This window comes from Bradyrhizobium sp. SZCCHNR1053 (genome assembly GCF_032381235.1).
Classification (GTDB): domain Bacteria; phylum Pseudomonadota; class Alphaproteobacteria; order Rhizobiales; family Xanthobacteraceae; genus Bradyrhizobium.
In genome coordinates this window covers 67112-90427 of record NZ_JAUHJM010000001.1, presented here as the reverse complement: position 1 = coordinate 90427, position 23316 = coordinate 67112, and the positions used below count along the sequence as shown (strand labels likewise).

The following is a 23316-nucleotide window of genomic DNA, read 5'->3' as shown; positions in this document are numbered from 1 at the left end:
CGTGCAAGGCCGGCGCTACGCTCCGTGGCTGTTGGTGCAGGAGGATTATGTGACCACGTCAGACGATCAGAAAATTTCCGAAGACCGCCGCGATGCGCTGCGCTACGCGCTCGCCATCGGATCCGGTGCCGCGCTCGCGTCCGCCATGACGACGACGCCCGCCTCGGCGCAAGCGGCCGACAACACGCTCGACCGGGTCCGCGCCAACAAGGTGCTGCGCATCGCCGTGCTGCCGGGCGAGCTGCCCTATTTCAACAAGGACCTCGCCTCCGGCACGTGGTCGGGCTTCTCGATCGAGATGGCCAACGACATCGCCAAGCTGCTCGACGTGAAGCTCGAATATGTCGAGTCGACCTACGGCAATTCGGTGCTCGACCTGCAGGCCGGCAAGATCGATCTTGGCTTCGCGCTCAACCCGACGCCGCAGCGCGCGCTGGTCATCGACTTCTGCGGCACGGTGTTTCCGCATCCGTTCGGCGCGATGCTGAAGAAGGGGATGGAGGCCAAGACCTGGGCCGACATCAACAAGCCGGAAGTGAAGATCGCCGTCGACGTCGGCTCGGCCAACGAGGCGGTGGCGCGCCGTTTTGCGCCGAACGCGACCATCAAGTCGCTGAAGTCGCGCGACGAGGTGATGCTGGAGATGGCCTCGGGCCGCGTCGACGTCGTCGTCAACGCGCTGATCCTGGGCCTCACCGCAATCGCCAAGAACCCCAATCTCGGCACCTACAAGATCCTGCAGTCGCCCTCGGTCGCGATCCCCTCCAGCATGGGCGTGCGCCGCGAGGCCGACAAGCGCTGGCGCGACTTCCTCGCGGTGTGGATCGACTACAACCGCGGCATCGGCCAGATGCGCGAATGGTTCGTCAAGGGCCTGGGGCTGGCCGGCGTCAAGGCCGAGGACGTGCCGGTCGAAGTGAATATCTAAGCGAAGCCACGCTCTCTCCTAGCGTCATTGCGAGGAGCGCAGCGACGAAGCAATCCAGGACCGCGCGTGCCGCCCTGGATTGCTACGCTTCGCTCGCAATGACGGAGGCATTCGATGATGTATCGCCTCACGCCTTGTCGTACGTCATGCCGCGCTCGAAGCGGCGGCCGAGCAGCGTCGCCGGAAACAGGATCGCGAAATAGATCAGCGCGATGATGGTGTAGACCTCGAGCGGCCGGTAGGTGTCGGCGTTGATCAGCGTCGCGTTGTAGACGAGATCCGGCACCGCGATCACCGACACCAGCGAGGTGTTCTTCAACTGCGTCACCGACTGGTTGACATAAGGTGCCAGCATCGGCTTCAGCGCCTGCGGCAGGATCACGAGCCGCATCATCCGCCACGGACGCAAGCCGAGCGCGCGTGCCGCATCCCACTGCCCGCGCGGCACGCTCTCGATGCTGCCGCGCACGATCTCGGCATAGAACGCCCCGGCATAGAGCGACAGCACGGTGACGGCGGCGACATGCGCCGGAATGTTGATGCCGATCACCACCGGGAATGCGTAGTAGAACCAAATGATCTGCACCAGCAGCGGCGTGCAGCGGAACAGCTCGATATAGCCGATCAGCAGCCAGTCGATCACGACCGGACGGCGCAGCCTGACGATGCCGACGACGAGCCCGATCACCGAGCCGAGCAGGATGGTGCCGAGCGTGTACGCCATGGTCCAGCCGAGCCCCACCCAGAACAGATGGCTGTACTTGGCGAGGATGGCGAAATCCCAGGTATAGTTCATCGCAGCTCCGGCGTGACGCGGTCGCGGCCCCTCACAGATACCGGCTCGGAGCAAAGGCGGAGGCGTCGAACGACGGCGTCTCGCCCGCGATCATCGCGGCGATCGCCGCGCCCGTGGCCGGCCCCGTGGTGAAGCCGATGTGCTGATTGCCGAATGCAAGCCACAGGCCGGAATGGCGCGGCGCCGGCCCGATCATCGGCAGCGAGTCCGGCAAGGTCGGCCGCGCGCCGCGCCAGGGCTGGGCCACGGCCTCGCCGAACTCGACCACGCCGCGCGCCAGCGGCACCACCTGTTCGAGCTGGGCGAAATTCGACGGCGCATCTCGATCGGTCAGCTCGACGCCGGAGGTGACGCGCACGCCGTTCTCCATCGGCGTCATCAGGAAGCTGCCTTCGGCGTCGTGGATCGGACGGTGCAGCATGCGCGCCGGATTGGGTGTGAACTCCTGGTGATAGCCGCGCTCGAACGCCATCGGCACGCGGTAGCCGAGCGACCTGAGAATGTCCGGCGACCACGGCCCGAGCGCGACCACGACCTGGCGGGCGCGGATCTCGCCGTCGCCGAGCACGACGCGCCAGCCATCGCCGTCGGCCAGCAAGGCCCTGATCTCGGACTGGCGCAGCACGCCGCCCGCGCCCTCGAACATGCGCGCATAGGCCTTGGTGACGTTGCCGGGCGAATCGACCGACGCCGTCTGGCTATGCAGCAGGCCGACCTTGTAGACCGGCAGCAAATTCGGCTCGAGCGCCGAGATGCCCTGGCGGTCGAGCAGCTCGCTCTTGATGCCGTATTCGGCCAGGAACGCCTGCTCGGCCTTGGCGGCTGCGATCGCATCGCTGCGCCACGCCTTCAGCCAGCCGGTCTCACGGATGCGCTGCGGCTCGCCAGATCGGACGATCCAGTCGCGATGCAGCGTCAGCGACGCGCCGATCAGGCCATGCAGCGCGGTCGCGCGCGGCTTGACGCGGGACTCCACGGCATTGGCGAGGAAGCGCAGCACCCATTCGAGGTTGCGCAGAGTCCACGATGGATCCCAGCGCACGGCCGTACTCCGATTGCGGAGATAGGACGGCAGCGCTGAGAACAGCGAGGGCTTGTTGAGCGGCAGGATCGAGCCGGAGGAGAGAATGCCGGCATTGCCATACGATGTCTCCTCGCCCGGCGCCTTGCGGTCGACCAGCACCACCGAGAACCCACGCTCCCGGATGGCGTAGGCGGAGGAGACGCCGACGATCCCCGCTCCCAGCACGACCACGTCGGCTGTCTGCTGCATACGCTCCATCGTCTCTCGATCCATCCGCCGTTTACATCAGGGTCAGGCCGCCATCGACCGGCAGCACCGCGCCGGTGACGTGGCCGGCATCTTTCGACAGCAAGAAGGCGACAGCCGCGGCGATGTCGTCGGGCTCGGCGAGGCGCTGTTGCGGATTGGCAGACGCCGCCGTCTGCCACGCGGCAGGATCGAGCGAGCCGAGCCGTCCCGCATCCTTGCGCGTATAGCCGGGCACGACGACATTCGCCGTGCCGCCGCACGCAGCCAGCTCGATGGCCAGACATTTCACCAGCGCCTCCAGCGCCGCCTTGGCGGCGGCCGAGGCCGGGAAGGTGCCGCCCGGCACGAAGCGGTGCGCGACGAAGCTGGAGATCGCGACCACGCGCGCATGCGTGCTCTGCACGAGGTCGGGGAGCGCGGCGCTGGCAAGCTCATGAAAGGCCGCCGGCATCACTGCGAGCGAGCGGTCGAGTCCGTCGCGCGGCAGATCGCGAAAGCTGCGGCGGTCGGCAAAGCCAGCGGCATGCACCACCGCGTCGATCCGGCCGAAACGCGTTCGTGCCGCAGTCGCCAAACCGGTGGCAACGCCCTGCCTGGCCAGGTCTCCGCAATGAAACTCGGCGTCGGCGCCGGCCTCCCGGCACGCTGCGGCGACGTCCCGCAGACGCGCGAGACCCGCTTCGTCAGCCCCCTGCCCGTGCAGCATCACGGCCTGCCCCGGCGCGGCCAGGCGGCGCGCCACGGCAGCGCCGATGCCGGCCCCGCTGCCGGTGATGATGGTGACACGCATCGCGCCCTGGTCTGCCCCTCGTTTCGCGGGGCGGACTATAGGTCCCGGACCTGCCGATGCCAACACGCGGACGGACATGCGCCGATGTCCGCCGCGCGGGACTGCCTATTACCTCAGACGTTCCGAACCGTCCGAGCGAAGCTGATAAAATCAGTTGCTCAGCATTTGGCGCCGACGCTGCACGTCTTGGTCGACTGGGAGATCGTGCCGCCGGCCGTGCGGCATGCGGCGGCATTGGCGTTCACGCAGGCCACCTTCACCGACGTGCAGCCCGCATGATCGTTCTTCACACATTGCGTCTCGCTATAGGTGCTCAGCACGCTGCCGCCCTTCTTGCAGACGCACATTCCGGTGAGTTCGGCCTTCGCCGCAAAAGCGCTGTCGAGACCGCCGACCGCGGCAGCAACGAATAAAATCAGGTAAAGCAATACGCGCATCGTATCCTCCATGAACAGTGGCAATGCGCTCACTATGAGCGTTTCCTGCATGTGACACAACTTTAAATTGTTTCAATTGCCGACGAGGATCTCTGCCCGCGGCTCCTCGTCCACTGATGCAGGTCAGGTGGTGACGCGTGCCGCGCGCCGCAGGGCCTGCGGCGGCTGACCGAAGGCGCGAATGAAGGCGCGACGCATCCGCTCAGGATCGCGAAAGCCGGTCGCTTCCGCCACCAGCTCGATCGGCTGATGCGAGGCCTGCACCCGATCGCGCGCCACTTCCAGCCGCAGACGCTCGATCGCCTTCGACGGCGTGGTGCCGGTCTCGGCGACGAAGGCGCGGGTGAAATGCCGCGTGCTCATGCCGGCACGCTCGGCGAGATCGTCGAGGGTCAGCGGGGCATAGAGGTGCTCCCGCGCCCAGGTGAGCAGATCCGCAAAACGGCCGCTCGGCGCCTTCAGCTCCAGCAGCGAGGAGAACTGCGACTGCCCACCGCTGCGGCGATGATATAGCACGAGCTGCCGTGCCGTCTTCTGCGCGATCTCCTCGCCGTGGTCGTCGGCGACCATGGCAAGCGCGAGATCGATGCCGGCAGTGATCCCAGCCGAGCTCCAGACATTGCCGTCGCGGACATAGATGCTGTCAGGCTCGAGCTTCACATGGGGGTAGGCGCGCAGGAACTGCCGCGTGCGCTGCCAATGCGTCGTCGCGCGCCGCCCGTCCAGCAGGCCCGCTTCGGCCAGCATGAAGGCGCCGGAGCAGATGCTGGCAAGACGAGTGCCGCGCTGCGCGACCTTACGGACGAAGTTCAGCGTGCATGCGTTGCGGCTCGCCGCTTCGACGCCCTCGCCGCCGGCGATCAGCAGCGTGGTCAGCGCCGACACCGGACCGAATTTGCGCGCCAACATCTCGGCCCCCGACGACGACCGCACGGGTCCGGGCGTGGCAGCGACGACCCTGATCGATGGCGCGGCGCGCGCATAGCGCGAAGCGATCTCGAACACCGAGATCGGCCCGGCGGCGTCGAGCAACTGAAAATCGGGATAGATGAGCACGCCGATCATGGTGGATGGCTCCGTGATCTCAAGTCTGAGGTCCCAAGCCTGAGATCCCAAGTCTGAGTGCCCAGGTGTGAAATCCCAAGTCTGTCCGGAAACGAGGGAACTTTGGCATATCAGCCATCCAGCGGACCATGCAGAATGACGGCCGTCAAGCACCAGACCTGCGAGCACCGCCATGGCCCAACCGCTCTCGATCGCTCTCGTCCTGTTTCCACATCTGACCCAGCTCGATCTCACCGGTCCGGTGCAGGTGTTCTCCAGCGTGCCCGGCGCGACGCTACATCTGGCGTGGAAGAGGATCGAGCCCATTCCGACAGACTCGGTTCTCACTCTGATGCCGACCACGACCTTCGCCGACTGTCCGCAGGCGGACGTGATCTGCGTTCCCGGCGGCTTCGGCGTCGACGCCATCCTCGATGACGACGAGGTCATCGGCTTCATCCGCCGCCTGGCCGAAAAGGCCAGGTACGTCACGTCGGTCTGCACAGGCTCGCTCGCGCTCGGCGCCGCCGGCCTGCTGGATGGCTATCGCGCGGCGACCCATTGGAGCGCGCGCGAGTGCCTGCCGCTGTTCGGCGCGACCGTCAGCACCGAGCGCGTCTGCATCGACCGCAACCGGATCACCGGCGGCGGCGTCACGGCCGGCATCGACTTCGCGCTGACCCTGGTGGCGCAGTTGGTCGATCGTCAGACGGCGGAGGCGATCCAGCTCCGGCTCGAATATAATCCGGCGCCCCCTTTCACCGCCGGTTCCCCCGACACGGCACCGCCCGAAGTGGTGTCACGCATGCTGGAGCGGATCGCACCTTCCCGGAAGCGGCGGATTGCGGCGGCGGAGCATGCGGCGGCCGCCCTCAGGACCAACCCGACGTAGCGCAGGCTTGGCAGGCTCCCGAAAGCAAAAAGAGGCCGCCCGGAGCTGGGGACGGCCTCTTCCGATCGGATCATCTTGAACGAAATCGAATCAGCTGCCAGGAGTCCAGGGCTGATAATCACCGGTGGCCTTTGGCCTGCGACCGCTGGCCAAGGTCGAGCCGGCCGGGCGATACGCCAGAGCAGTCCCCGTCAGGTTCGGCTGATGCGGCTTTTCCCACTCGCGCGGCTTGTAGCTGTCCTGAGTCGGCGGCACGTCGACCATGTGATGCATCCAGGCGTGCCATTCGGGCGGAATGCGGCTGGCTTCGGCCAGGCCGTTGTAGATCACCCACCTGCGCTCGAAATGCAGCACCGGATCGATCTTGCCGCCGGCGGTCCGGTAATAGCGGTTGCCTTGTGCATCCTGCCCCACGAGCTCGCCGAACCGCCAGGTCCACAATTGCGTGCCGAAAGTCTGGCCGTTCCACCACGTGAAGAGCTTGAGAAAGAACTGTTTCATGGGCTTGGGGCCGGTTCTGTGAAGGTCCCGGCTCTGATGCCACCCCGCCCGCATCTTGTCCAGTGTTGCACCGCCTCCGCCCGCGACGATGTATCGGTTCGCGGCGGGGAACGACATCCGCGGCCTGCGGTTAGGTCATTTTCCCCTGATGGAGCGATAGCGATGACCAGACTGAAGACATGGAGCACTGCGGCGGCAGTGGCGCTGATTCTGCCGCTGGCGGCAGCGACGACGAGCTTTGCCCAGGGTCCCGGCGGCGGCGGTCGTGGTCCGGGCGGTGGTGGTGCCGCCATCGGCGGTGGCGGGGGCGGTGGCGGTGGCGCGGCTATCGGTGGTGGCGGCGGCGGCGCCGGCGGACGCGGCGGCTTTGCGGCCGGCCCGGGTGGCGGCGGCATGAGCGGCGGCAGCTTCGCCGGACGCGCAGCCGTTGGCGGCGCAGCCCTGGCGGGTCGCGGCCCGGCGGCCGGCGCCAACGTCGCCGTCAACACTGGTGGCGGCCGCGGCAACTGGAGCGGCGGCAATTGGAGTGGCGGCGGCTGGCAGGGCGGTCACCGTGGCGGCTGGCATCGCCGCGGCGGCGGCTTCTGGCCGGGTGTCGGCGTTGGCGTCGGGATCGGATTGGGTAGCAGCTATGCCTACTACAATGATCCGTATTATTACGGGCCCGACTATTACTCCGACTACTCGTACTATGACGACTCCGCGCCTGTCGCCGTCATCGGAACCGAAGGCGTCGACCCGAGCTATTGCGCACGCCGGTACCGCTCGTATGATCCGGCTTCGGGAACCTATCTCGGCTATGACGGTTTTCGCCATCCATGCCCGTAAGAGTCTGACGTAGTAGCTGCGACAATAAGGCGGCGAGGCCATGCTCGCCGCCTTTTTCGCGCCGCATTGTTGTTTGTTCTGTGTCTGAAGCGCCACGTTGCAGGCTGATTTTCGCCCATATTCCAAAATGTGCCCCGCGACATGCAGATGATCCGCCCGTTCCGGTCCAATATCGTTTGAGCTCGTGATTCTGCCCGTACGGGCCGTTTCGCAGGCTGGGTTGATATCTCTCGATGGGCACATGGATTTTCGCGGGACTCGCGCAGTGCAAACGCCGCGGGTGAGCGGCTTGGGCCTGCCGCCCGCGAACGCGCCAGGAACTTCGAACAAGGAGGCGCGCCTTGCCGACATATCTTCACTGCTTGGACGCAGCTGCATCGCAACTCGGATGCATGTGGCTGGCCGCGGTGATCCCCGGCCCAGCTGGCGGACATGTCGATGATTGAGAAACGCAGATGACCTATCAGCGCCTCGCATTGGGGCTCGGTCTTGGAACGCTGCTGGCGATCGGCGCTGCGTCCACGGCGCTCGACATCAAGTCGCGCCACGACGCGGCCTGGGTGAATTCCTCGCTCGACATCCTGCAGAAGACCTCCGATCTGCGCCTGCTGCTCCGCGAAGCGGAAGCGACCTCTCGCGGCTACGCGCTCATCGCTGACGATCAGTTCAGGACGGAGTTTGCCGATGTCAGCACGAGAATCCCGGTCGCCATGGCCGAGCTGCGGCGCGCCGTGGCCGACAATCCCGAACCACTGGAGCTTCTGACCGAGACCGAAGCCCTGATTGCCCGCAGGGTCGAGCTCGCTGCGGAGCTGATCCGGTTGCGCGCCGCCTCGGATCGTGCGGGGCTCGAAGCGCTCAGAAGCCGCGCCGAAGGCCCGGCGACCATGAGCGAGATCACGGCCCATCTCGACCGTTTCGTTGCCGATCAGCGCAAGCTGCTGACGCAGCGTTCGATGACGTCGAAGGCCACCGGATCGCTGCTGCTCACGATCGACCTGTGCGGCCTCGCGCTGCTGCTGATCATCGCCTTCTACCTCATCCGGCGGACGTATCTGCACGATCGTGCGCTGCGCGCGTCCCTGGTCCGCTCCGAAGCCGAGGCCATCTCGCTGGCGGAAAAGGCCGAGCAGCAGCATCTCGACTTGATCGCCGCCCATGAGAGGCTGCGCCATTCCGCCGACATCCTGCAAAGCACGTTCAACAGCATGGCGGAGGGCGTGCTCGTCATCGATGCCGCGGACACCGTGGTATTCTCGAACCCCGCGGTCGAACATCTGCTCGGCTACAGCCCGGGAAAGAATCTGACCGACGTCCGCGCGCACCTCCGCGTCTACGAAAGCGACGGCGTGACGCCGGTCGCAGCGCACGACCTGCCGACGCCGCGAGCCTTGCGGGGTGAGAGCTTCGACCGCCGCGAGCTGATCGTCTACCGGCCCGACCGGGACGAGACGCTGCGGCTGATGATCTCCGGCCGCCCGCTGCGCGACGCCGCCGGCGGCATTACCGGCGCGGCGATGGTCTATCACGACATCACTACGGCGCACGAGACCGAGCGGCTGCTGCAGCAGGCGCAGAAGCTCGATGCGATCGGCAAGCTCACCGGCGGCGTCGCACACGACTTCAACAACATGCTGACGATCATTACCGGCACCATCGAGACGCTGGCCGACGAGGTGAAAGACCGCCCCGCAGCCGCGGCGACCGCCGCGCTGATCGGACAGGCGGCAGACCGCTGCACCGAGCTGATCCGGCATCTGCTCGCCTTCGCCCGCAAGCAGCCGCTGCATCCGCGCGACAGCGACGTCAACAGCACGATCCTCGACATCGCAAAGCTGCTGCGTCCGACGCTTGGCGAGCAGATCGAGATCAACTCGATCCTCGAAGAGGAGACGCTGATCACGCATATCGACTCGGCGCAGCTCGCCAACTCGCTGGTCAACATGGCGATCAACGCCCGCGACGCGATGCCCAATGGCGGCAAGCTGCTGCTGGAATCGCGCCGGGTGGAGCTCGATGAGGCCTATGCCTCAGCCAACGCCGGCGTGACGCCCGGATCCTATGTCATGGTCGCCGTCAGCGACACGGGTACTGGCATGTCGCCGGAGGTCCGCGACCGCGCCTTCGAGCCCTTCTTCACGACGAAGGAAGCCAGCAAGGGCTCCGGCCTCGGTCTCAGCATGGTCTACGGCTTCGTCAAGCAATCCGGCGGCCACATCAAGATCTACAGCGAGGAAGGACGGGGCACCACGATCCGGCTCTACATCCCCACACCCAAGGGACAGGCTGCGAGCCCCGCTCCGCCCGAGCCGCCGCCGCCGCGCGGCGAGGAGACGATCTTCATCGTCGAGGACGATCCACTGGTGCAGGATTTCGTCGTCACGCAGTTGCAGAGCCTCGGCTACAAGACCATCACCGCATCGACCGGGGTCGAGGCGCTGGCCAAGATCGACTCCGGCCAAAGCTTCGATCTCCTCTTCACCGACGTCATCATGCCCGGCGGCGTCAACGGCAAGGAGCTCGCCGAGGAGGCGCTGCGGCAGCGGCCCGGCACCAAGGTGCTGTACACGTCCGGCTATACCGACAATGCGATGGTCGAGCACGGCCGCCTCGACCAGGCGGCGCTGCTGCTCACCAAGCCCTATCGCAAGTCGGAGCTCGCCAAGATGGTGCGGCTCGCGCTGGCCGGCGCCGCCGCGGACGCCTTGGCCGATGATGCCTTGGCCGAGAACGCCTTTTCCGAGGACGCGCCGACGCGCGCTCACTTCTCCTGACTTGACCATCGCGCGGATTGGAACTGCAATCATCACGGAGCTCGGCGCCACAAATTCCGATGGAAACCTACCCCATGCAATTGGCAGGACGCGACGCGCTGCTTACAACTCACGACATTGGCTGACCGAACTATTCGCCATACACGATAGGGCAAGTCATAGTCACGATGCTGCTTGATCGACCGAGCGCATCCCGCGCCATTGGAAGCCACCGATGATCCGCCGGCGCGTGGTCATCAGGCTCGGCCTTGGAACTCTGCTCGCGATCGGCGCCGCGTCGACGGGGCTGGACATCAAGGCGCGCAACGACACCGCCCTGGTCGAGCACACGATGGAGGTGCTGGAGAAATCCTCCGAGCTCCGCGTCCTGCTGCGGCAGGCAGAAGCGGCCTCGCGCGGCTTCGCATTGTCCGGAGCCGACCGGTTCATCACCGAGCTTCGGGAGACGAGCGGATTTATCCCTGCAGCCTGGGCGGACCTGCAGGGGCTCGTCCGGGATAATTCCTCGCAGCGCGAGCGGCTGCGATCGATTGACGGCATCGTGCAGCGGCACATCCAGCTTGCCGGTGAGTTGATCCGTCGTCACGCGGCGAACGATCGCGACGGCCTGCAGGCGGCGGCGGCGAGCGCAGCCGGTCCGGCGGCGATGACGACGATCAACCAGGCGCTCGACGCCTTCACCGACGACGAGCGCCGGCTGCTGGCGGACCGTGCCACGATCTCGCGACGGACCGGATCCTGGCTGCTGGCGATCGACCTCGCCGGCGTCGGGCTGCTGCTCCTGATGTCGGCCTATCTCGTCCGGCGCGCTCATCTTTCCGACCGGGCGCTGCGCTCGTCCCTCACCCGGTCGCAGGAGACCGCGACCTCGCTGGAAGCCCAGGCCGTGCAGCAGCGCGGCGATCTCGCCGCCGCCTATGACGAGCTGCGCCGCTTCTCCGCCATTCTCACGAACACCTTCAACAGCATGGCCGAGGGCGTCCTCGTCGTCGATCCCGAAGGCACGATCATGCTGTCGAACCAGGCGGTGGGACGTTTCTTGGGAACGAATGTGGGCGAGACCTTCGTCGAGATGCTGGCCGCAAACCAGTTCTACGAGAGCGACGCCGTCACCCGCATCGTCGACGAGGAGCTCCCGATCGCGTGCGCCTTGCGCGGGCTGTCGTTCGACCGCCGCGAGGTCGTGGTCAAGCCGACCGACGGCCGGCCGCAGTTTCGCCTGATGGTCAGCGGGCGGCCGCTGCGCAATTCCGCAGGTGCGATCAGCGGCGCGGCGCTGGTGTATCACGACGTCACCGACGTGCATGAGACCGAGCGCCTGCTGCAGCAGGCGCAGAAGCTCGATGCCATCGGCAAGCTCACCGGCGGCGTCGCGCACGACTTCAACAACATGCTGACGATCATCACCGGGTCGATCGAGGTCCTGATCGACGCGGTGCAGGACCGGCCGGCGGCGGCCGAGTTCGCGGCCCTGATCGGCAGGGCCACCGATCGCTGCACCGAGCTCATCCGGCATCTGCTCGCCTTCGCCCGCAAGCAGCCGCTACGTCCGCGCGACATCGACGTCAACGCCACGGTGGAGGACATCGCCAAGCTGCTGCGGCCGACCCTCGGCGAGCAGGTCGAGATCAGGACCGTTCTCGCCGACGAGGATCTCATCGCTCATGTCGATTCCGCGCAGCTCGCGAACGCGCTGGTCAACATGGCGATCAACGCGCGCGATGCGATGCCCGACGGCGGCAGGCTGCGCCTGGAGACGATGAAGATCGCGCTCGACGAGGCCGACGCAGCCGCCAATCCCGGCATCGTGCCCGGCTCCTACGTCATGGTCGCGGTCAGCGACACCGGCAGCGGCATGCCACGGGAGGTGAAGGATCGCGCCTTCGAGCCGTTCTTCACCACCAAGGATGCCGGCAAGGGCTCCGGTCTCGGCCTCAGCATGGTCTATGGCTTCGTCAGGCAGTCCGGCGGCCACCTCAAGCTTCAGAGCGAGCAGAACCGCGGCACGACGATCCGGCTCTATCTGCCGGCGGCTCAGGCGGTGCAGCAGACCGAGCCGGAGCACGAGCAGGCGCTGCCGCATGGCCGCGAGACGATCCTGGTGGTCGAGGACGATCCGCTGGTGCGCGACTTCGTGCTCGCCCAGTTGCAGGGCCTCGGCTACACCACCCTCGTCGCCTCGCAGGCCACGGAGGCGCTGGCCATCGCCGCGCAGAGCCAGCCCTTCGACCTGCTGTTCACCGACGTCATCATGCCCGGCGGCATCAGCGGCCGGCAGCTGGCCGAAACCATGATGACGACGCGCCCCGCGCTCCGGGTGCTCTACACCTCCGGCTACACCGACGAGGCGATCGCCGAGAACCGGCAGCTTGTGCCGGACGCGCTGTTGCTGACCAAGCCCTATCGCCGCGCCGAGCTCGCGCAGATGGTGCGGCAGGCGCTGGACGGCAGGGCGGCTGACGCTAGCCGCGGGTCGCCATCGCCACCGCAGCCAGCGTGAAGGCCAACGCGGCCACCTGCCCTGCCCCGAGCGGCTCGCGCAGCGCGATCGCGGAGGCCAAGACACCGATCACCGGCACCGCCATGGTGCCGATCGCCGCGACGGAAGCCGGCAGCCGCGACAGCGCCGCGAACCACGCGACATAGGCGACGCAGAACTGGATCACGGTGGAATAGAACATCAGCGCCCAGTCGAGCTGGTCGAGCTTCGTCCAGTCGGAGTGCTCGACCACGAATCCGACGATCACGATCGGCACGCAGCCGATGCCGATCTGCCAGGCCGCCGCCGACAGCGGCGGCAGCCTGATCGGGAGCTTCTTGGCCATGACCGTGCCGAGCGCGAAGCCGAACGCGCCGCCGAGCACCATCAGGATGCCCGGCAGCTTGTCGCGGCTGGCGGTGAGCCCGTTGCTGCCCATGATCGAGGCCAGCCCCGCGAAGGCCAGCACCAGCGCGAGCACGCGCAAGAGCGTCGGCCGCTCGCCCAGGATCGGCCACGCCAGCAGCGAGGCCCACACCGGCATGGTGTAGGCGATCAGCGCCGCCTCGCTGGCCGGCAGCCACAGCAGCGCCAGCCCCATCAGCACCATCCAGGCGGTGACGTTGAGCATCCCGGCCAGGATGAGCCGCGGCCAGACCTCGCGCGGCACGTCAAGGCTCTGGCTGCGGATGACGGCCAGCAGCGCCAACAGCAGCGCGCCGACCACCCCGGTGGTGCCGCGCAGGGTCAGGGGCGGCAGCACGCCGACCAGGTGCTTGGTGACCGGCCAGTTGAAGCCCCAGCCAAGCGAGGTGATGGCGAGGAACATCAGCCCGGCGGGCGTGATCCGCCCGCTGGCCACTGGCTTGTCTGTCATGGAATCACCGGCACCGTCCGTGGGACGATGAGCTTGCCGGCGTTTTTCCGGCCACACCAGGGATTGTGGGGCATGCCAGCCCCGCGAACGCTCCGTAGGCGCCCGTGAGTCCCGCCGATGCAAGCGAAACACGTCGTCCGCACGCGAATAAATCTGCCCCTGTGAACAGCGGGACGAAGCCCTGTGGACAGCGCTCCGGGCAAATTTTTTCGGTTTCGAATCCGCGAGGACTCGCCGATAGTTACGGCCATCACGGTACCGGCACGCGCCCTGGTTTTCCCGTACTTTCCCCCATATTTAGTGTTTGGTTAGGGAACCCCCACTAGTCCTTGACGTGGGAAGCGGAGTCGTCCTAGCTTCCGGCCCGGTTCGGCGCACAGTCAGTTTCGGGTCTGGCCGGCCGCTTCCCAGCAGGGTTCGAGGACAATCACGCTCTTTGGCCAGTCGGCCCGGCGTGCGGGGCCTCGTCTGTCCCAGGCTGGGACGGTGGCAGCCGGTGTCCCCTTAAGGGAACCCCACTAGATGTGGGGGCTCCCCTGCGGTGACGACGGAGCCGGATGGCGGGCGTGATGCGTTGAGAGCGTGATGCGTTGAGACGGCGGCGCGGGCAGCGGACGGGCTGCACGGGCCGGCGAGGAAAGACGGGGCGAGACGCCGGTCAACGGCGCAAGGCCTTCGCCTTCGAGGCTGAACAGATGCGGACCGGGCAACCGGTTGAACTGCGGCGGCAGACGAATTTTCCGGCAGCGTCCGGGGACTTCCAGCCGTCGCCCTTGGATGCAATGATCCCGGCCGCCAAGCGCGGTCCGGCAAGAACTATTGGGGCTCGCGATGCGGATTGAACGGCGCAACACCACCGAAGGACAGTCGCCCTATGCAGGGATCGACTTCCGCCTGACCACGTCCGAGATCAAGAATCCGGATGGCTCCGTGGTGTTCCGGCTCGAGAATGTCGAGGTGCCCGAGTTCTGGTCGCAGGTCGCCTCCGACGTGCTGGCGCAGAAGTATTTCCGCAAGGCGGGCGTCGCCGCGCGCCTGAAGAAGGTCGAGGAAGAGACCGTGCCGTCCTGGCTGTGGCGCTCGGTGCCGGACACCGAGGCGCTGGCTGCTCTCCCTGAGAACGAGCGCTACGGCAGCGAGCGCTCGGCCAAGCAGGTGTTCGACCGCCTCGCCGGCTGCTGGACCTATTGGGGCTGGAAGGGCAACTACTTCTCGTCGGAGGAGGACGCGGTGGCGTTCTACGACGAGCTGCGCTTCATGCTCGCCAAGCAGATGGTCGCGCCGAACTCGCCGCAATGGTTCAACACCGGGCTGCACTGGGCCTACGGCATCGACGGCCCCGGCCAGGGCCACTATTACGTCGACTACAAGACCGGCAAGCTGACCAAGTCGAAGTCGTCCTACGAGCATCCGCAGCCGCACGCCTGCTTCATCCAGGGCGTCGAGGACGACCTCGTCAATGACGGCGGCATCATGGACCTGTGGGTGCGCGAGGCGCGCCTGTTCAAATACGGCTCCGGCACCGGCTCCAACTTCTCGCGGCTGCGCGGCGAAGGCGAGCGGCTGTCGGGCGGCGGCCGCTCGTCCGGCCTGATGAGCTTCCTCAAGATCGGCGACCGCGCCGCCGGCGCCATCAAGTCGGGCGGCACCACCCGCCGCGCCGCCAAGATGGTGGTGGTCGACGCCGACCATCCGGACATCGAGGCCTATATCGACTGGAAGGTGAAGGAGGAGCAGAAGGTCGCCGCGCTGGTCACCGGCTCCAAGATCAACCAGAAGCACCTCAAGGCCGTGATGAAGGCCTGCGTCAATTGCGAGGGCTCCGGCGACGACTGCTTCGATCCCGAGAAGAACCCTGCCCTGCGCCGCGAGATCAAGCTCGCGCGCCGCGCGCTGGTGCCCGACAACTACATCAAGCGGGTCATCCAGTTCGCCAAGCAGGGCTACAAGGACATCGACTTCCCGATCTACGACACGGACTGGGATTCGGAGGCGTATCTGACCGTCTCCGGCCAGAACTCCAACAACTCGGTGTCGCTGAAGGACGACTTCCTCCGCGCCGTCGAGACCGACGGCGACTGGAATCTGATCGGCCGCACCAACAAGAAGGTCGTCAAGACGCTGAAGGCGCGCGACCTCTGGGAGAAGATCGGCCACGCCGCCTGGGCCTCGGCCGACCCCGGCCTGCACTTCAACACCACGATGAACGACTGGCACACCTGCAAGGCGTCCGGCGACATCCGCGCCTCCAATCCGTGCTCGGAATACATGTTCCTGGACGACACCGCCTGCAACCTGGCCTCGGCCAACCTGCTGACCTTCTACAACACCGAGACCAAGCACTTCGACGTCGGCGCCTATGAGCATCTCTGCCGGCTCTGGACGGTCGTGCTCGAGATCTCCGTGCTGATGGCGCAGTTCCCATCGAAGGCGATCGCCGAGCTGTCCTACGAGTTCCGCACGCTCGGCCTCGGCTACGCCAATATCGGCGGCCTGTTGATGACCATGGGCCTGCCCTACGACAGCAAGGAAGGCCGCGCGCTGTGCGGCGCGCTGTCGGCGATCATGACCGGCATTGCGTATAAGACCTCGGCCGAGATGGCCGGCGAGCTCGGCCCCTTCCCCGGCTACAAGAAGAACGCCGCGCACATGCTGCGCGTCATCAAGAACCATCGCCGCGCCGCGCGCGGCGAGGCGACCGGCTATGAGGCGCTCTCGGTCGCGCCCGTGCCGCTCGATCACGCCCACTGCCCGCAGGTCTCGCTGGTCAGCCACGCCATCCAGGCCTGGGACGACGCGCTCACGCTCGGCGAGACCAACGGCTATCGCAACGCCCAGGTCACCGTGGTCGCCCCCACCGGCACCATCGGCCTGGTGATGGATTGCGACACCACCGGCATCGAGCCTGATTTCGCGCTGGTGAAGTTCAAGAAGCTGGCCGGCGGCGGCTACTTCAAGATCATCAACCGCGCCGTGCCGGCGGCGTTGCGCGTGCTCGGCTATCGCGAGAGCGAGATCGCCGAGATCGAGGCCTATGCGGTCGGCCACGGCTCGCTGTCGAACGCCCCCGGCGTCAACGCCACCACCCTGAGGGCCAAGGGCTTTACCGACGAAGCCATCGCCAAGGTCGAGAAGGCGCTGCCGACCGCGTTCGACATCAAGTTCGTGTTCAACAAGTGGACGCTCGGCGAGGACTTCATCGTCAAGCAGCTCGGCGTCACCACTGATGCGATCGCCGCCCCCACCTTCGACCTGCTCACCGCGATCGGCTTCACCAAGCGCGAGATCGAGGCCGCCAACGTGCACATCTGCGGCGCGATGACGGTCGAGGGCGCCCCGCATCTGAAGGCGGAGCACTACGCGGTGTTCGATTGCGCCAACCCCTGCGGCAAGATCGGCAAGCGCTATCTCTCGGTCGAGAGCCACATCCGCATGATGGCGGCGGCGCAGCCGTTCATCTCGGGTGCGATCTCCAAGACCATCAACATGCCGAACGACGCCACGGTCGAGGACTGCAAGGCGGCGTATCTGCTGTCGTGGAAGCTTGCGCTGAAGGCCAACGCGCTCTACCGCGACGGCTCGAAGCTGTCGCAGCCGCTCAACTCGCAGCTCATCGCCGACGACGAGGACGAGGACGATGCGGTCGAGTCCTTCTACGAGAAGCCGATGGCCGCGCGCGCCACGCAGGTTTCGGAGAAGATCGTCGAGAAGCTGGTCGAGCGCATCGTCGTGATGCGCGAGCGCGAGAAGATGCCGGATCGCCGCAAGGGCTACACCCAGAAGGCGGTCGTCGGCGGCCACAAGGTGTACCTGCGCACCGGCGAGTATGATGACGGCCGCCTCGGCGAGATCTTCATCGACATGCACAAGGAGGGCGCGGCGCTGCGCTCCTTCATCAACAACTTCGCCATCGCGGTGTCGCTGGGTCTCCAATACGGCGTGCCGCTGGAGGAGTATGTCGACGCCTTCACCTTCACCCGCTTCGAGCCGGCAGGTCCCGTGCAGGGCAACGACAGCATCAAATACGCCACGTCGATCCTCGACTACGTGTTCCGCGAGCTCGCCGTCAGCTACATGTCGCGCTTCGACCTCGCCCATGTCGACCCCTCCGAGAGCAACTTTGACGCGCTCGGCCGCGGCGTCGACGAAGGCAAGCCGTCGGAGGACGGGAGCCAGCAGGCCACGAAGTACGTGTCGCGCGGCCTGACCCGCTCCCGCACCGACAATCTCGTCGTGATGCGCGGCGGCTCCTCGTCACCCTCCCCTGCAGGGGGAGGGTCGATCGGAAACGCAGCTTCCGATCGGGGCGGGGTGACTGTCACCGCCCTCTCCCATGCCCGCGCCGGCGACGCCATCGAAGGCGCCGTCGCCCTGAAGCAGGAGCCGCAGCACGACCTCTCGCCGACCGAGAAGCTCGAAGCGCTGCAATGGAGCAAGGCCGGCACGGCGAACACGCAAGTCGCCTCCAAGGCCGAACGCCGCGCCGAAGCCAAGGCCAAGGGCTACGAAGGCGAGATGTGCTCGGAGTGCGGCAACTTCACGCTGGTGCGGAATGGCACGTGCATGAAGTGCGATACGTGCGGAAGCACGACGGGGTGTTCGTAAGGGCGCTCTGATCGGCGTGCTGCTCGCTCAAGCATCGACGACATCGAGGGCGACCTTCAGGTCGCTCTCGGCTTTGCAAGGCCGACGAAACGCAGGAGCCTTGACAACATGGCCGCCGTCGACTCCGACACGGAAACCGATTGGCTTAGCGATTTCTTTCTGAACAGAAAAGCAATACGCGCTTTGCCGTCTGTTGCACGGGCCTCAGCCAGCGTAATTGCGATCATCGCAATGCTAGTCTTTGCCGCCCTTGTTCTTCTAAGCTTATTCCTTCTAGCTCGATTGATTTGGGATGCTCTAACGCTTCCAAGCACCGTCTATCAAGATTCCGCTAAGAACTTCTTCTTCGCACTCGTGGGCGTCTTTGGGGCACCGTTTCTCGTTTGGAGAACGTGGGTAGCTCACATGCAAGCGGCCGCTGCTGCACGGCAAGCGAACGTTGCATTCGAAAACCAGATAACAGGGATTTTTACAAAGTCTGTAGAGCTGCTCGGCGGAATTCGAGAGTTGAAGACGATTCGGCCAGACGGAACATCCATAACCCGATCCATGCCAAATTATGAAGCACGTCTCGGGGCACTGTACTCTCTAGAGCGCCTGCTCAACGAGAGTAAAAGCGACCGGCGAGCCATACTTGAAACGTTGTGCGCATACGTGAGAGAGAACTCTCCTCTCGAACTCCCAGAAGAAGATAAGGAACGGCAGGAGTTCTTTTTCGGGGCGCGAACACCTAAGGCTACGCGCCGGAGCGATGTCCAAGCTGCCCTCACGATCATAGGTCGGCGCTCCTTGCAAGTTCGGCAAGAAGCCGAGCATGGCGTTTGGAACTTAGATTTCAGAGATACCAATCTGGTGGGATATGATCTTTCTGGCTTAAACTTTGACCGATCTGACTTTACCGGGTCATTTCTCAACGCTTCCAAACTAAATGAATCCAGCTTCGCAAGAAGTGTATTTGACCGATCCGTCCTTAGGAACGCGAACCTTGAGGACACATCGTTTAGATTTTCCTGCTTCAAACATGCCAACCTAGGCGGAGCACAGATCGTCAACACAGACTTCAGAGATACAAAGCTCGAAAGAACAGACCTTTGTGGAGCAAATCTGACGTCGTTAGATATCTCCGGAGCAAATCTCGAAAGCGCTTTCAGCAGCATTCTTAGATACATCGTTGATCGGATAAGATCCCAAGGCACTGCCGAGCCCTGGGAAATGACAGAGATAGCAAGCGTGGCGACTTTTTTGGCCAAAGCCACCTACAACGACCAGACGATTCTTTCTGAGGACGTTCGAGATGTAATCTCGCTGACCCGCGGATACGGAAATGTTGATTAGTCTATTCCAAATTCAGCGGGCGTAGGTCGGACTAGCGGAGTGTAATCCGCCGCTTGACCGGATCGGCGCGTTACGCTTCGCTAACGCGCCCTACGCAGCTGACAGTGCTGGATGGACTGCACTTTACTGTACGAGCTGTTCATCGGCGGTGATCATCGCCGGCGCCCGCGCCCTGGTCTAGCGCAGTCCTGTTCCGTGGCAGCGCTGGCATTTTACGACCTTGTCGCCCTTCTTGACCAAGCCCTTGCCTTCGCAATTCTTGCACTTGGCTTTCTTCTTGATGTTCGGGCCTTTTTCGTTGGCCATGATGGTCTCCAGGATCAGGTTCGTCCGATCGGTCGGCGTTTAGCGCTTATCTCCCTCGCGAACAATGGCATGGCGGCTCATCGGCAAGCCAGCAGTCTCGACGTGGCAGGTTTCCTGGCGGACTGGCTTGGGAGTTACGGTGACGCTGCACTTTACTCGATCTGTTTGCGCTCGAACGTCCTCACCCACTCCCGCTGATCTTCCGTATCCGGCACGCGCACGCCGCGTGCGGCGGCGATCCGGTCGAAGGCCTCAGCTCCATCAATGCCCAGCCGAATCATCACGCAGGCCGCGATGACGGCGGAGCGGCCGATGCCGGCGCGGCAATGGATCAGGACCGTCTGGCCGTCCGTCAGCCGCGCGGCGAGGTCGTGCGCGAGCTGCAACGCTACGCTGCGGCTCTCAGGAAGACCACGGTCGGGGATCGGAAATGACACGAAGGCCATGCCGTGTGACTGGCACAGCGCGGCCTCGCGCTGAAGGCCGAGGTCATGAACCTCAGCCGGCTCTAGCAGGCTGACGACGACGGCGATGCCCTCGCCCACCCAGGCCGCGATGTCCTCCGCCAGCCAGTCCTCCGCCCTCGGCCGCGCCGCGATGGCGAGGCGGCCGGCGGTGGGCAGGTCGATTCGGTGCAGGCGGGACATGGTGATGGTCCTGTCATGAATGAGCGTTCGTAACCCGGATAAGCGAGAGCGACATCCGGGATCGCGGTTGCCGAGACGGATGCACTCTCAGGCCCCCGAACATCATACCGCGTCCGCTACACGATCCCCAGGATTTCCCGGTGCAGCGGAACGATCGCCGACACGCCGCAGTTTACTACGAACCCAACAACGAAGGAGGTTCGTTCATGCAGATGGCAATCGTTTTGACGGCGGCTCTGTTCGCCGCTTCGCCGGTGTTCGCCGCAGAGACCGGCGCAAGTTCGCACGGCGCGTCGAAGAAAGCGCCCGGTCATCAGAGCAACACCGCCGCCGGCCCGGGACATTCCGAGAGCGCTCCCGGCCAGCGCATGACGACCACCGGCTCCAGCACGCATAGGAGGTAGTGGGCGCGCGAACGGGATACGATCCCGCTTCCCGGCCCCCTTTCGCTTGAAGACACAGAAAAGCCGTAAGCCTCTCAGTTCATCTTCCAGACATCCGAGGAGTCACATGCGCAAAGCGATCTTCATCCTTGCAACATCGATTTCAACCGCGCTGATCGTGCCCGCCAGCGCGTTGCCTCGCGCTCCCCTTCAGGTCGATCGCGGCGCATCTGATCTCATCGAGGTGAGAGGCGGTCATGGCCATGGTCATGGCTGGGGCCGCGGAGGCGGTCACCGGGCCTTCGGCTGGAGTCGCGGCCGAAAGGTGGGATGGCGCGGCCATCACTGTCCGCCGGGCCACTGGAAGAAGGGATGGTGCTGATCGGCCGACCACGCCGCGCGCGCGGATGAGCGGATCGTGCTCGACCGCCCGGCGACGCTGCGGAGTCATGCCCACCGCCGCCCGGACGGGTGACATTGTTGGCACGCCGACGGCGGCGCTTTGCGCATCCCATCGACTCGTCGCGCTGAGCGATACAGCGCCCTCTCCCCTTGTGGGAGAGGGCATCTCCGCCCCGCCCACGGACTCGATTGGGTGAGGGGTATCTCTCCGCAAACGATGCGCGTGGAGGCAGACCCCTCACCCGACCGAGCTTGCCGACATTCCTGACATGCCCTCTCCCACAAGGGGAGAGGGCGCATTCATGGGCGCCGCGCGTTTTCTTCCACGCACCGCGATGATCAGCGCGCGTAGCCCGGATGAGCGAAGCGACATCCGGGACCGCACGACCTGCGCATGAGACCCCGGATATCGCTTCGCTCATCCGGGCTACTTAGCGGAAGCACACCGACTTTTCGTTCGGGTCGAACGAATTCCCCGGCATCGGCCGCAGCGGGGTCAGCTTGGAGTTGGTGGCCAAGAGCCGCTTAGAATAGGCGCCGAGCGCAGCGTTCATGGTGTTCAGCCGGTCCTGCGCGTCGGTGCGCTGCAGCGGCAGCGTCACGACGCCGGACGCGTAGACCTCGGCGCGGGACCATTGCTGGCCCTGCACGATGCGGCCGACGAGGCGCGACTTCAAATCGGCGGCGCTGTCGCCGGCGGCGCTCTTAGCCCCGACGACGTTCGGCGGCAGCAGGCTGGGGTTGACGATCCAGCCGCGCGGCTTGGCAACGTTGTTGCCGAACAGGATCAGTTCGTCGAGCGTGTTGTTCAGCGCTACATAGTCGCGCAGCGGCAGGCTGGCGTCACCCGTGCCGGTCTCCTGGACATGGCTCGCCAGATGCGGGCCGGTGGCGCAATAGGTGCCGAACGCGAGCTTCACGCTGCCGGAACTCATGGTCATGTAGCTGCCGACGTCCGAGCCGCCCGGCGGCGACGGCGCGTCGTCGCCGCAAAAGGTGCCGTGCGACGAGGCATCCTGCAAGGAGTGCAGATAGAGCCCGATCCGGGCGATCTGCACCGGCACCGGCGGCTTCCTGGGGTCGTCGAACAGCACGCCGGTAGTCCGGCTCTTGTCGTCCAGCCAGGACTTGAGCTGGGTGTAGTCGACGACGCCGTTGCTGTTGTCGAGCACCTTCGGTCCCGAGGTGATGTTGATGGCCGGCCCGATCGCGTAGTTCTCCAGCAGCGGCACGTTGCCGCTGATCGGCACGTTTGCCAGACATTGCGGGCCGCTGAAGTTCGATGACCCGTTCGGCGTCGTGAATCCGGCGGTGCACAGCAGACCCGGGGCCTCGTCGCCCTTCATGGCCCATTGCCGGAGATCGTACAGCGTGCCCTGATAGACGCTGTCGATGGTCACGGGATAGCCGGGCGGCGGATAGTGGAACGGATACACCGCCTGCACGCCGCTGGCGCCGTGCACGTCGGTGCCCTGCCCGTTCGGCGAGAAGTTCAGGAGATAATGATAGAGCGGCCCGTCGGTGGTGTTGTTGGTGCGCTGGAAGCCGTTGAACTTGGCGGTGATGTAGCTGGCGCCCGAATTGGTCGATGTCGCCTGCCCGCCGCACTGGTCGATCGGCGCATATTGCGCGTAGTCGGAGTTCTCGTTGTAGGCGGCGATCCAATAGGCCACGTCGGCGCGATAGCCGAGCGCCTGGGCGATGAAATAGGTGGAGTCGGCATGAACCATGCTGCGGCCGGGCGGGATGACGGCGAACTGCACCGCCTCGAGCAGGCAGCCCCGGTTCAGCGCTTCTGCCGGATTGCGACACGCGCTGGCCGGCGCGAGACAATTCCTCAGACCGCCCTTCACGCGCGGGACGCAGATGTCCTCCAGGAACGCGTGCGCGGTGCGCGGCGCGGTCAGCCCCCAGCCGAGAACCGCCGCTCCCACGACGACGGAGAGGGTCGAAAGTGCAATGCCAATGCGCATGGAAACTCCTTGGTCATCCGAAATGCAGCAGGCGGGGAGGTGAATA

Annotated in this window: 19 protein-coding genes; 9 read left to right on the top strand and 10 right to left on the bottom strand. The window is 65.5% G+C overall.

Going from position 1 to position 23316, the window contains the following annotated elements; all coding sequences use genetic code 11:
• Positions 1–49 precede the first annotated feature (49 nt).
• Entirely contained in the window at positions 50–928 is an 879-nt protein-coding gene (locus tag QX051_RS00470) for a transporter substrate-binding domain-containing protein (RefSeq protein ID WP_315737759.1), read from the top strand.
• Between the two features lie 127 nt (positions 929–1055).
• Here the strand turns inward: QX051_RS00470 and QX051_RS00465 are convergent, their stop codons facing one another.
• The 5 genes from QX051_RS00465 to QX051_RS00445 form a co-directional block, all read right to left on the bottom strand.
• Positions 1056–1724 (bottom strand): amino acid ABC transporter permease, encoded by a 669-nt coding sequence (locus tag QX051_RS00465; protein WP_315755635.1) that lies wholly within the window; start codon positions 1722–1724, stop codon positions 1056–1058.
• A gap of 31 nt (positions 1725–1755) precedes the next feature.
• Positions 1756–3006, bottom strand: coding sequence for an FAD-dependent oxidoreductase (locus tag QX051_RS00460; RefSeq protein ID WP_315737757.1), 1251 nt, complete (start codon positions 3004–3006; stop codon positions 1756–1758).
• A 22-nt stretch (positions 3007–3028) separates the two neighbouring features.
• Positions 3029–3787: an SDR family NAD(P)-dependent oxidoreductase gene (locus QX051_RS00455; RefSeq protein WP_315774620.1), complete on the bottom strand. Its 759-nt coding sequence runs from the start codon at positions 3785–3787 to the stop codon at positions 3029–3031.
• Between the two features lie 158 nt (positions 3788–3945).
• Positions 3946–4275 carry a hypothetical protein gene (locus QX051_RS00450; RefSeq protein WP_315774619.1) on the bottom strand — a complete coding sequence of 110 codons (330 nt, stop codon included), beginning with the start codon at positions 4273–4275 and terminating at the stop codon, positions 3946–3948.
• 72 nt (positions 4276–4347) lie between these two features.
• Positions 4348–5289, bottom strand: a complete 942-nt coding sequence (locus tag QX051_RS00445) for a GlxA family transcriptional regulator (protein WP_315774618.1) — start codon at positions 5287–5289, stop codon at positions 4348–4350.
• 172 nt (positions 5290–5461) lie between these two features.
• Between QX051_RS00445 and QX051_RS00440 the strand changes: the two genes are divergently transcribed.
• Positions 5462–6160 (top strand): DJ-1/PfpI family protein, encoded by a 699-nt coding sequence (locus QX051_RS00440; protein ID WP_315737753.1) that lies wholly within the window; start codon positions 5462–5464, stop codon positions 6158–6160.
• Between the two features lie 90 nt (positions 6161–6250).
• On the opposite strand, the gene QX051_RS00435 is transcribed toward QX051_RS00440, so the two are convergent.
• Positions 6251–6661 carry an NADH:ubiquinone oxidoreductase subunit NDUFA12 gene (locus QX051_RS00435; protein ID WP_315738307.1) on the bottom strand — a complete coding sequence of 137 codons (411 nt, stop codon included), beginning with the start codon at positions 6659–6661 and terminating at the stop codon, positions 6251–6253.
• 162 nt (positions 6662–6823) lie between these two features.
• Between QX051_RS00435 and QX051_RS00430 the strand changes: the two genes are divergently transcribed.
• The 3 genes from QX051_RS00430 (at position 6824) to QX051_RS00420 (ending at position 12763) form a co-directional block, all read left to right on the top strand.
• Positions 6824–7489 (top strand): BA14K family protein, encoded by a 666-nt coding sequence (locus tag QX051_RS00430; RefSeq protein WP_315774617.1) that lies wholly within the window; start codon positions 6824–6826, stop codon positions 7487–7489.
• Between the two features lie 455 nt (positions 7490–7944).
• A complete protein-coding gene (locus QX051_RS00425; protein ID WP_315774616.1) occupies positions 7945–10263 on the top strand; it encodes a CHASE3 domain-containing protein in 2319 nt (772 codons plus the stop codon).
• Positions 10264–10477: 214 nt separating this feature from the next.
• On the top strand, positions 10478–12763 hold the full coding sequence (locus tag QX051_RS00420) for a CHASE3 domain-containing protein (protein WP_315774614.1): 2286 nt from the start codon (positions 10478–10480) through the stop codon (positions 12761–12763).
• Here the strand turns inward: QX051_RS00420 and QX051_RS00415 are convergent.
• Positions 12726–13619: a DMT family transporter gene (locus QX051_RS00415; protein ID WP_315774613.1), complete on the bottom strand. Its 894-nt coding sequence runs from the start codon at positions 13617–13619 to the stop codon at positions 12726–12728. The genes QX051_RS00420 and QX051_RS00415 overlap by 38 nt on opposite strands.
• A gap of 831 nt (positions 13620–14450) precedes the next feature.
• On the opposite strand from QX051_RS00415, the gene QX051_RS00410 reads away from it, so the two are divergent.
• Both QX051_RS00410 and QX051_RS00405 read left to right on the top strand, forming a co-directional pair.
• Entirely contained in the window at positions 14451–18224 is a 3774-nt protein-coding gene (locus QX051_RS00410) for a vitamin B12-dependent ribonucleotide reductase (RefSeq protein WP_315774612.1), read from the top strand.
• Between the two features lie 108 nt (positions 18225–18332).
• Complete coding sequence (locus QX051_RS00405) at positions 18333–19559, top strand: pentapeptide repeat-containing protein (protein WP_315774611.1); 1227 nt, start codon at positions 18333–18335, stop codon at positions 19557–19559.
• Positions 19560–19736: 177 nt separating this feature from the next.
• Here QX051_RS00405 and QX051_RS00400 read toward each other — a convergent pair whose 3' ends face one another.
• Both QX051_RS00400 and QX051_RS00395 read right to left on the bottom strand, forming a co-directional pair.
• Positions 19737–19865, bottom strand: coding sequence for a hypothetical protein (locus tag QX051_RS00400; protein ID WP_315774610.1), 129 nt, complete (start codon positions 19863–19865; stop codon positions 19737–19739).
• A gap of 152 nt (positions 19866–20017) precedes the next feature.
• On the bottom strand, positions 20018–20512 hold the full coding sequence (locus QX051_RS00395; RefSeq protein ID WP_315774609.1) for a protein-tyrosine phosphatase family protein: 495 nt from the start codon (positions 20510–20512) through the stop codon (positions 20018–20020).
• Between the two features lie 140 nt (positions 20513–20652).
• Here QX051_RS00395 and QX051_RS00390 point away from each other — a divergent pair, with 140 nt between their 5' ends.
• Together QX051_RS00390 and QX051_RS00385 are read left to right on the top strand one after the other, a co-directional pair.
• Positions 20653–20916: a hypothetical protein gene (locus QX051_RS00390; protein WP_315774607.1), complete on the top strand. Its 264-nt coding sequence runs from the start codon at positions 20653–20655 to the stop codon at positions 20914–20916.
• A 106-nt stretch (positions 20917–21022) separates the two neighbouring features.
• Complete coding sequence (locus tag QX051_RS00385; protein ID WP_315774606.1) at positions 21023–21277, top strand: hypothetical protein; 255 nt, start codon at positions 21023–21025, stop codon at positions 21275–21277.
• Positions 21278–21728: 451 nt separating this feature from the next.
• Here QX051_RS00385 and QX051_RS00380 read toward each other — a convergent pair whose 3' ends face one another.
• Positions 21729–23270, bottom strand: coding sequence for a hypothetical protein (locus QX051_RS00380; RefSeq protein ID WP_315774605.1), 1542 nt, complete (start codon positions 23268–23270; stop codon positions 21729–21731).
• Positions 23271–23316: the final 46 nt, after the last annotated feature.

Excerpts from the sequence above, each read along its gene's own strand:
- QX051_RS00380 (WP_315774605.1), bottom strand. The coding sequence starts at position 23,270 with ATGCGCATTGGCATTGCACTTTCGACCCTCTCCGTCGTCGTGGGAGCG.
- QX051_RS00385 (WP_315774606.1), top strand. The coding sequence starts at position 21,023 with ATGCGCAAAGCGATCTTCATCCTTGCAACATCGATTTCAACCGCGCTG.
- QX051_RS00465 (WP_315755635.1), bottom strand. The coding sequence starts at position 1,724 with ATGAACTATACCTGGGATTTCGCCATCCTCGCCAAGTACAGCCATCTG.
- QX051_RS00435 (WP_315738307.1), bottom strand. The coding sequence starts at position 6,661 with ATGAAACAGTTCTTTCTCAAGCTCTTCACGTGGTGGAACGGCCAGACT.
- QX051_RS00460 (WP_315737757.1), bottom strand. The coding sequence starts at position 3,006 with ATGGAGCGTATGCAGCAGACAGCCGACGTGGTCGTGCTGGGAGCGGGG.
- QX051_RS00425 (WP_315774616.1), top strand. The coding sequence starts at position 7,945 with ATGACCTATCAGCGCCTCGCATTGGGGCTCGGTCTTGGAACGCTGCTG.
- QX051_RS00415 (WP_315774613.1), bottom strand. The coding sequence starts at position 13,619 with ATGACAGACAAGCCAGTGGCCAGCGGGCGGATCACGCCCGCCGGGCTG.
- QX051_RS00445 (WP_315774618.1), bottom strand. The coding sequence starts at position 5,289 with ATGATCGGCGTGCTCATCTATCCCGATTTTCAGTTGCTCGACGCCGCC.
- QX051_RS00400 (WP_315774610.1), bottom strand. The coding sequence starts at position 19,865 with ATGGCCAACGAAAAAGGCCCGAACATCAAGAAGAAAGCCAAGTGCAAG.
- QX051_RS00405 (WP_315774611.1), top strand. The coding sequence starts at position 18,333 with ATGGCCGCCGTCGACTCCGACACGGAAACCGATTGGCTTAGCGATTTC.
- QX051_RS00430 (WP_315774617.1), top strand. The coding sequence starts at position 6,824 with ATGACCAGACTGAAGACATGGAGCACTGCGGCGGCAGTGGCGCTGATT.
- QX051_RS00450 (WP_315774619.1), bottom strand. The coding sequence starts at position 4,275 with ATGCAGGAAACGCTCATAGTGAGCGCATTGCCACTGTTCATGGAGGAT.
- QX051_RS00420 (WP_315774614.1), top strand. The coding sequence starts at position 10,478 with ATGATCCGCCGGCGCGTGGTCATCAGGCTCGGCCTTGGAACTCTGCTC.
- QX051_RS00395 (WP_315774609.1), bottom strand. The coding sequence starts at position 20,512 with ATGTCCCGCCTGCACCGAATCGACCTGCCCACCGCCGGCCGCCTCGCC.
- QX051_RS00440 (WP_315737753.1), top strand. The coding sequence starts at position 5,462 with ATGGCCCAACCGCTCTCGATCGCTCTCGTCCTGTTTCCACATCTGACC.
- QX051_RS00455 (WP_315774620.1), bottom strand. The coding sequence starts at position 3,787 with ATGCGTGTCACCATCATCACCGGCAGCGGGGCCGGCATCGGCGCTGCC.
- QX051_RS00410 (WP_315774612.1), top strand. The coding sequence starts at position 14,451 with ATGCGGATTGAACGGCGCAACACCACCGAAGGACAGTCGCCCTATGCA.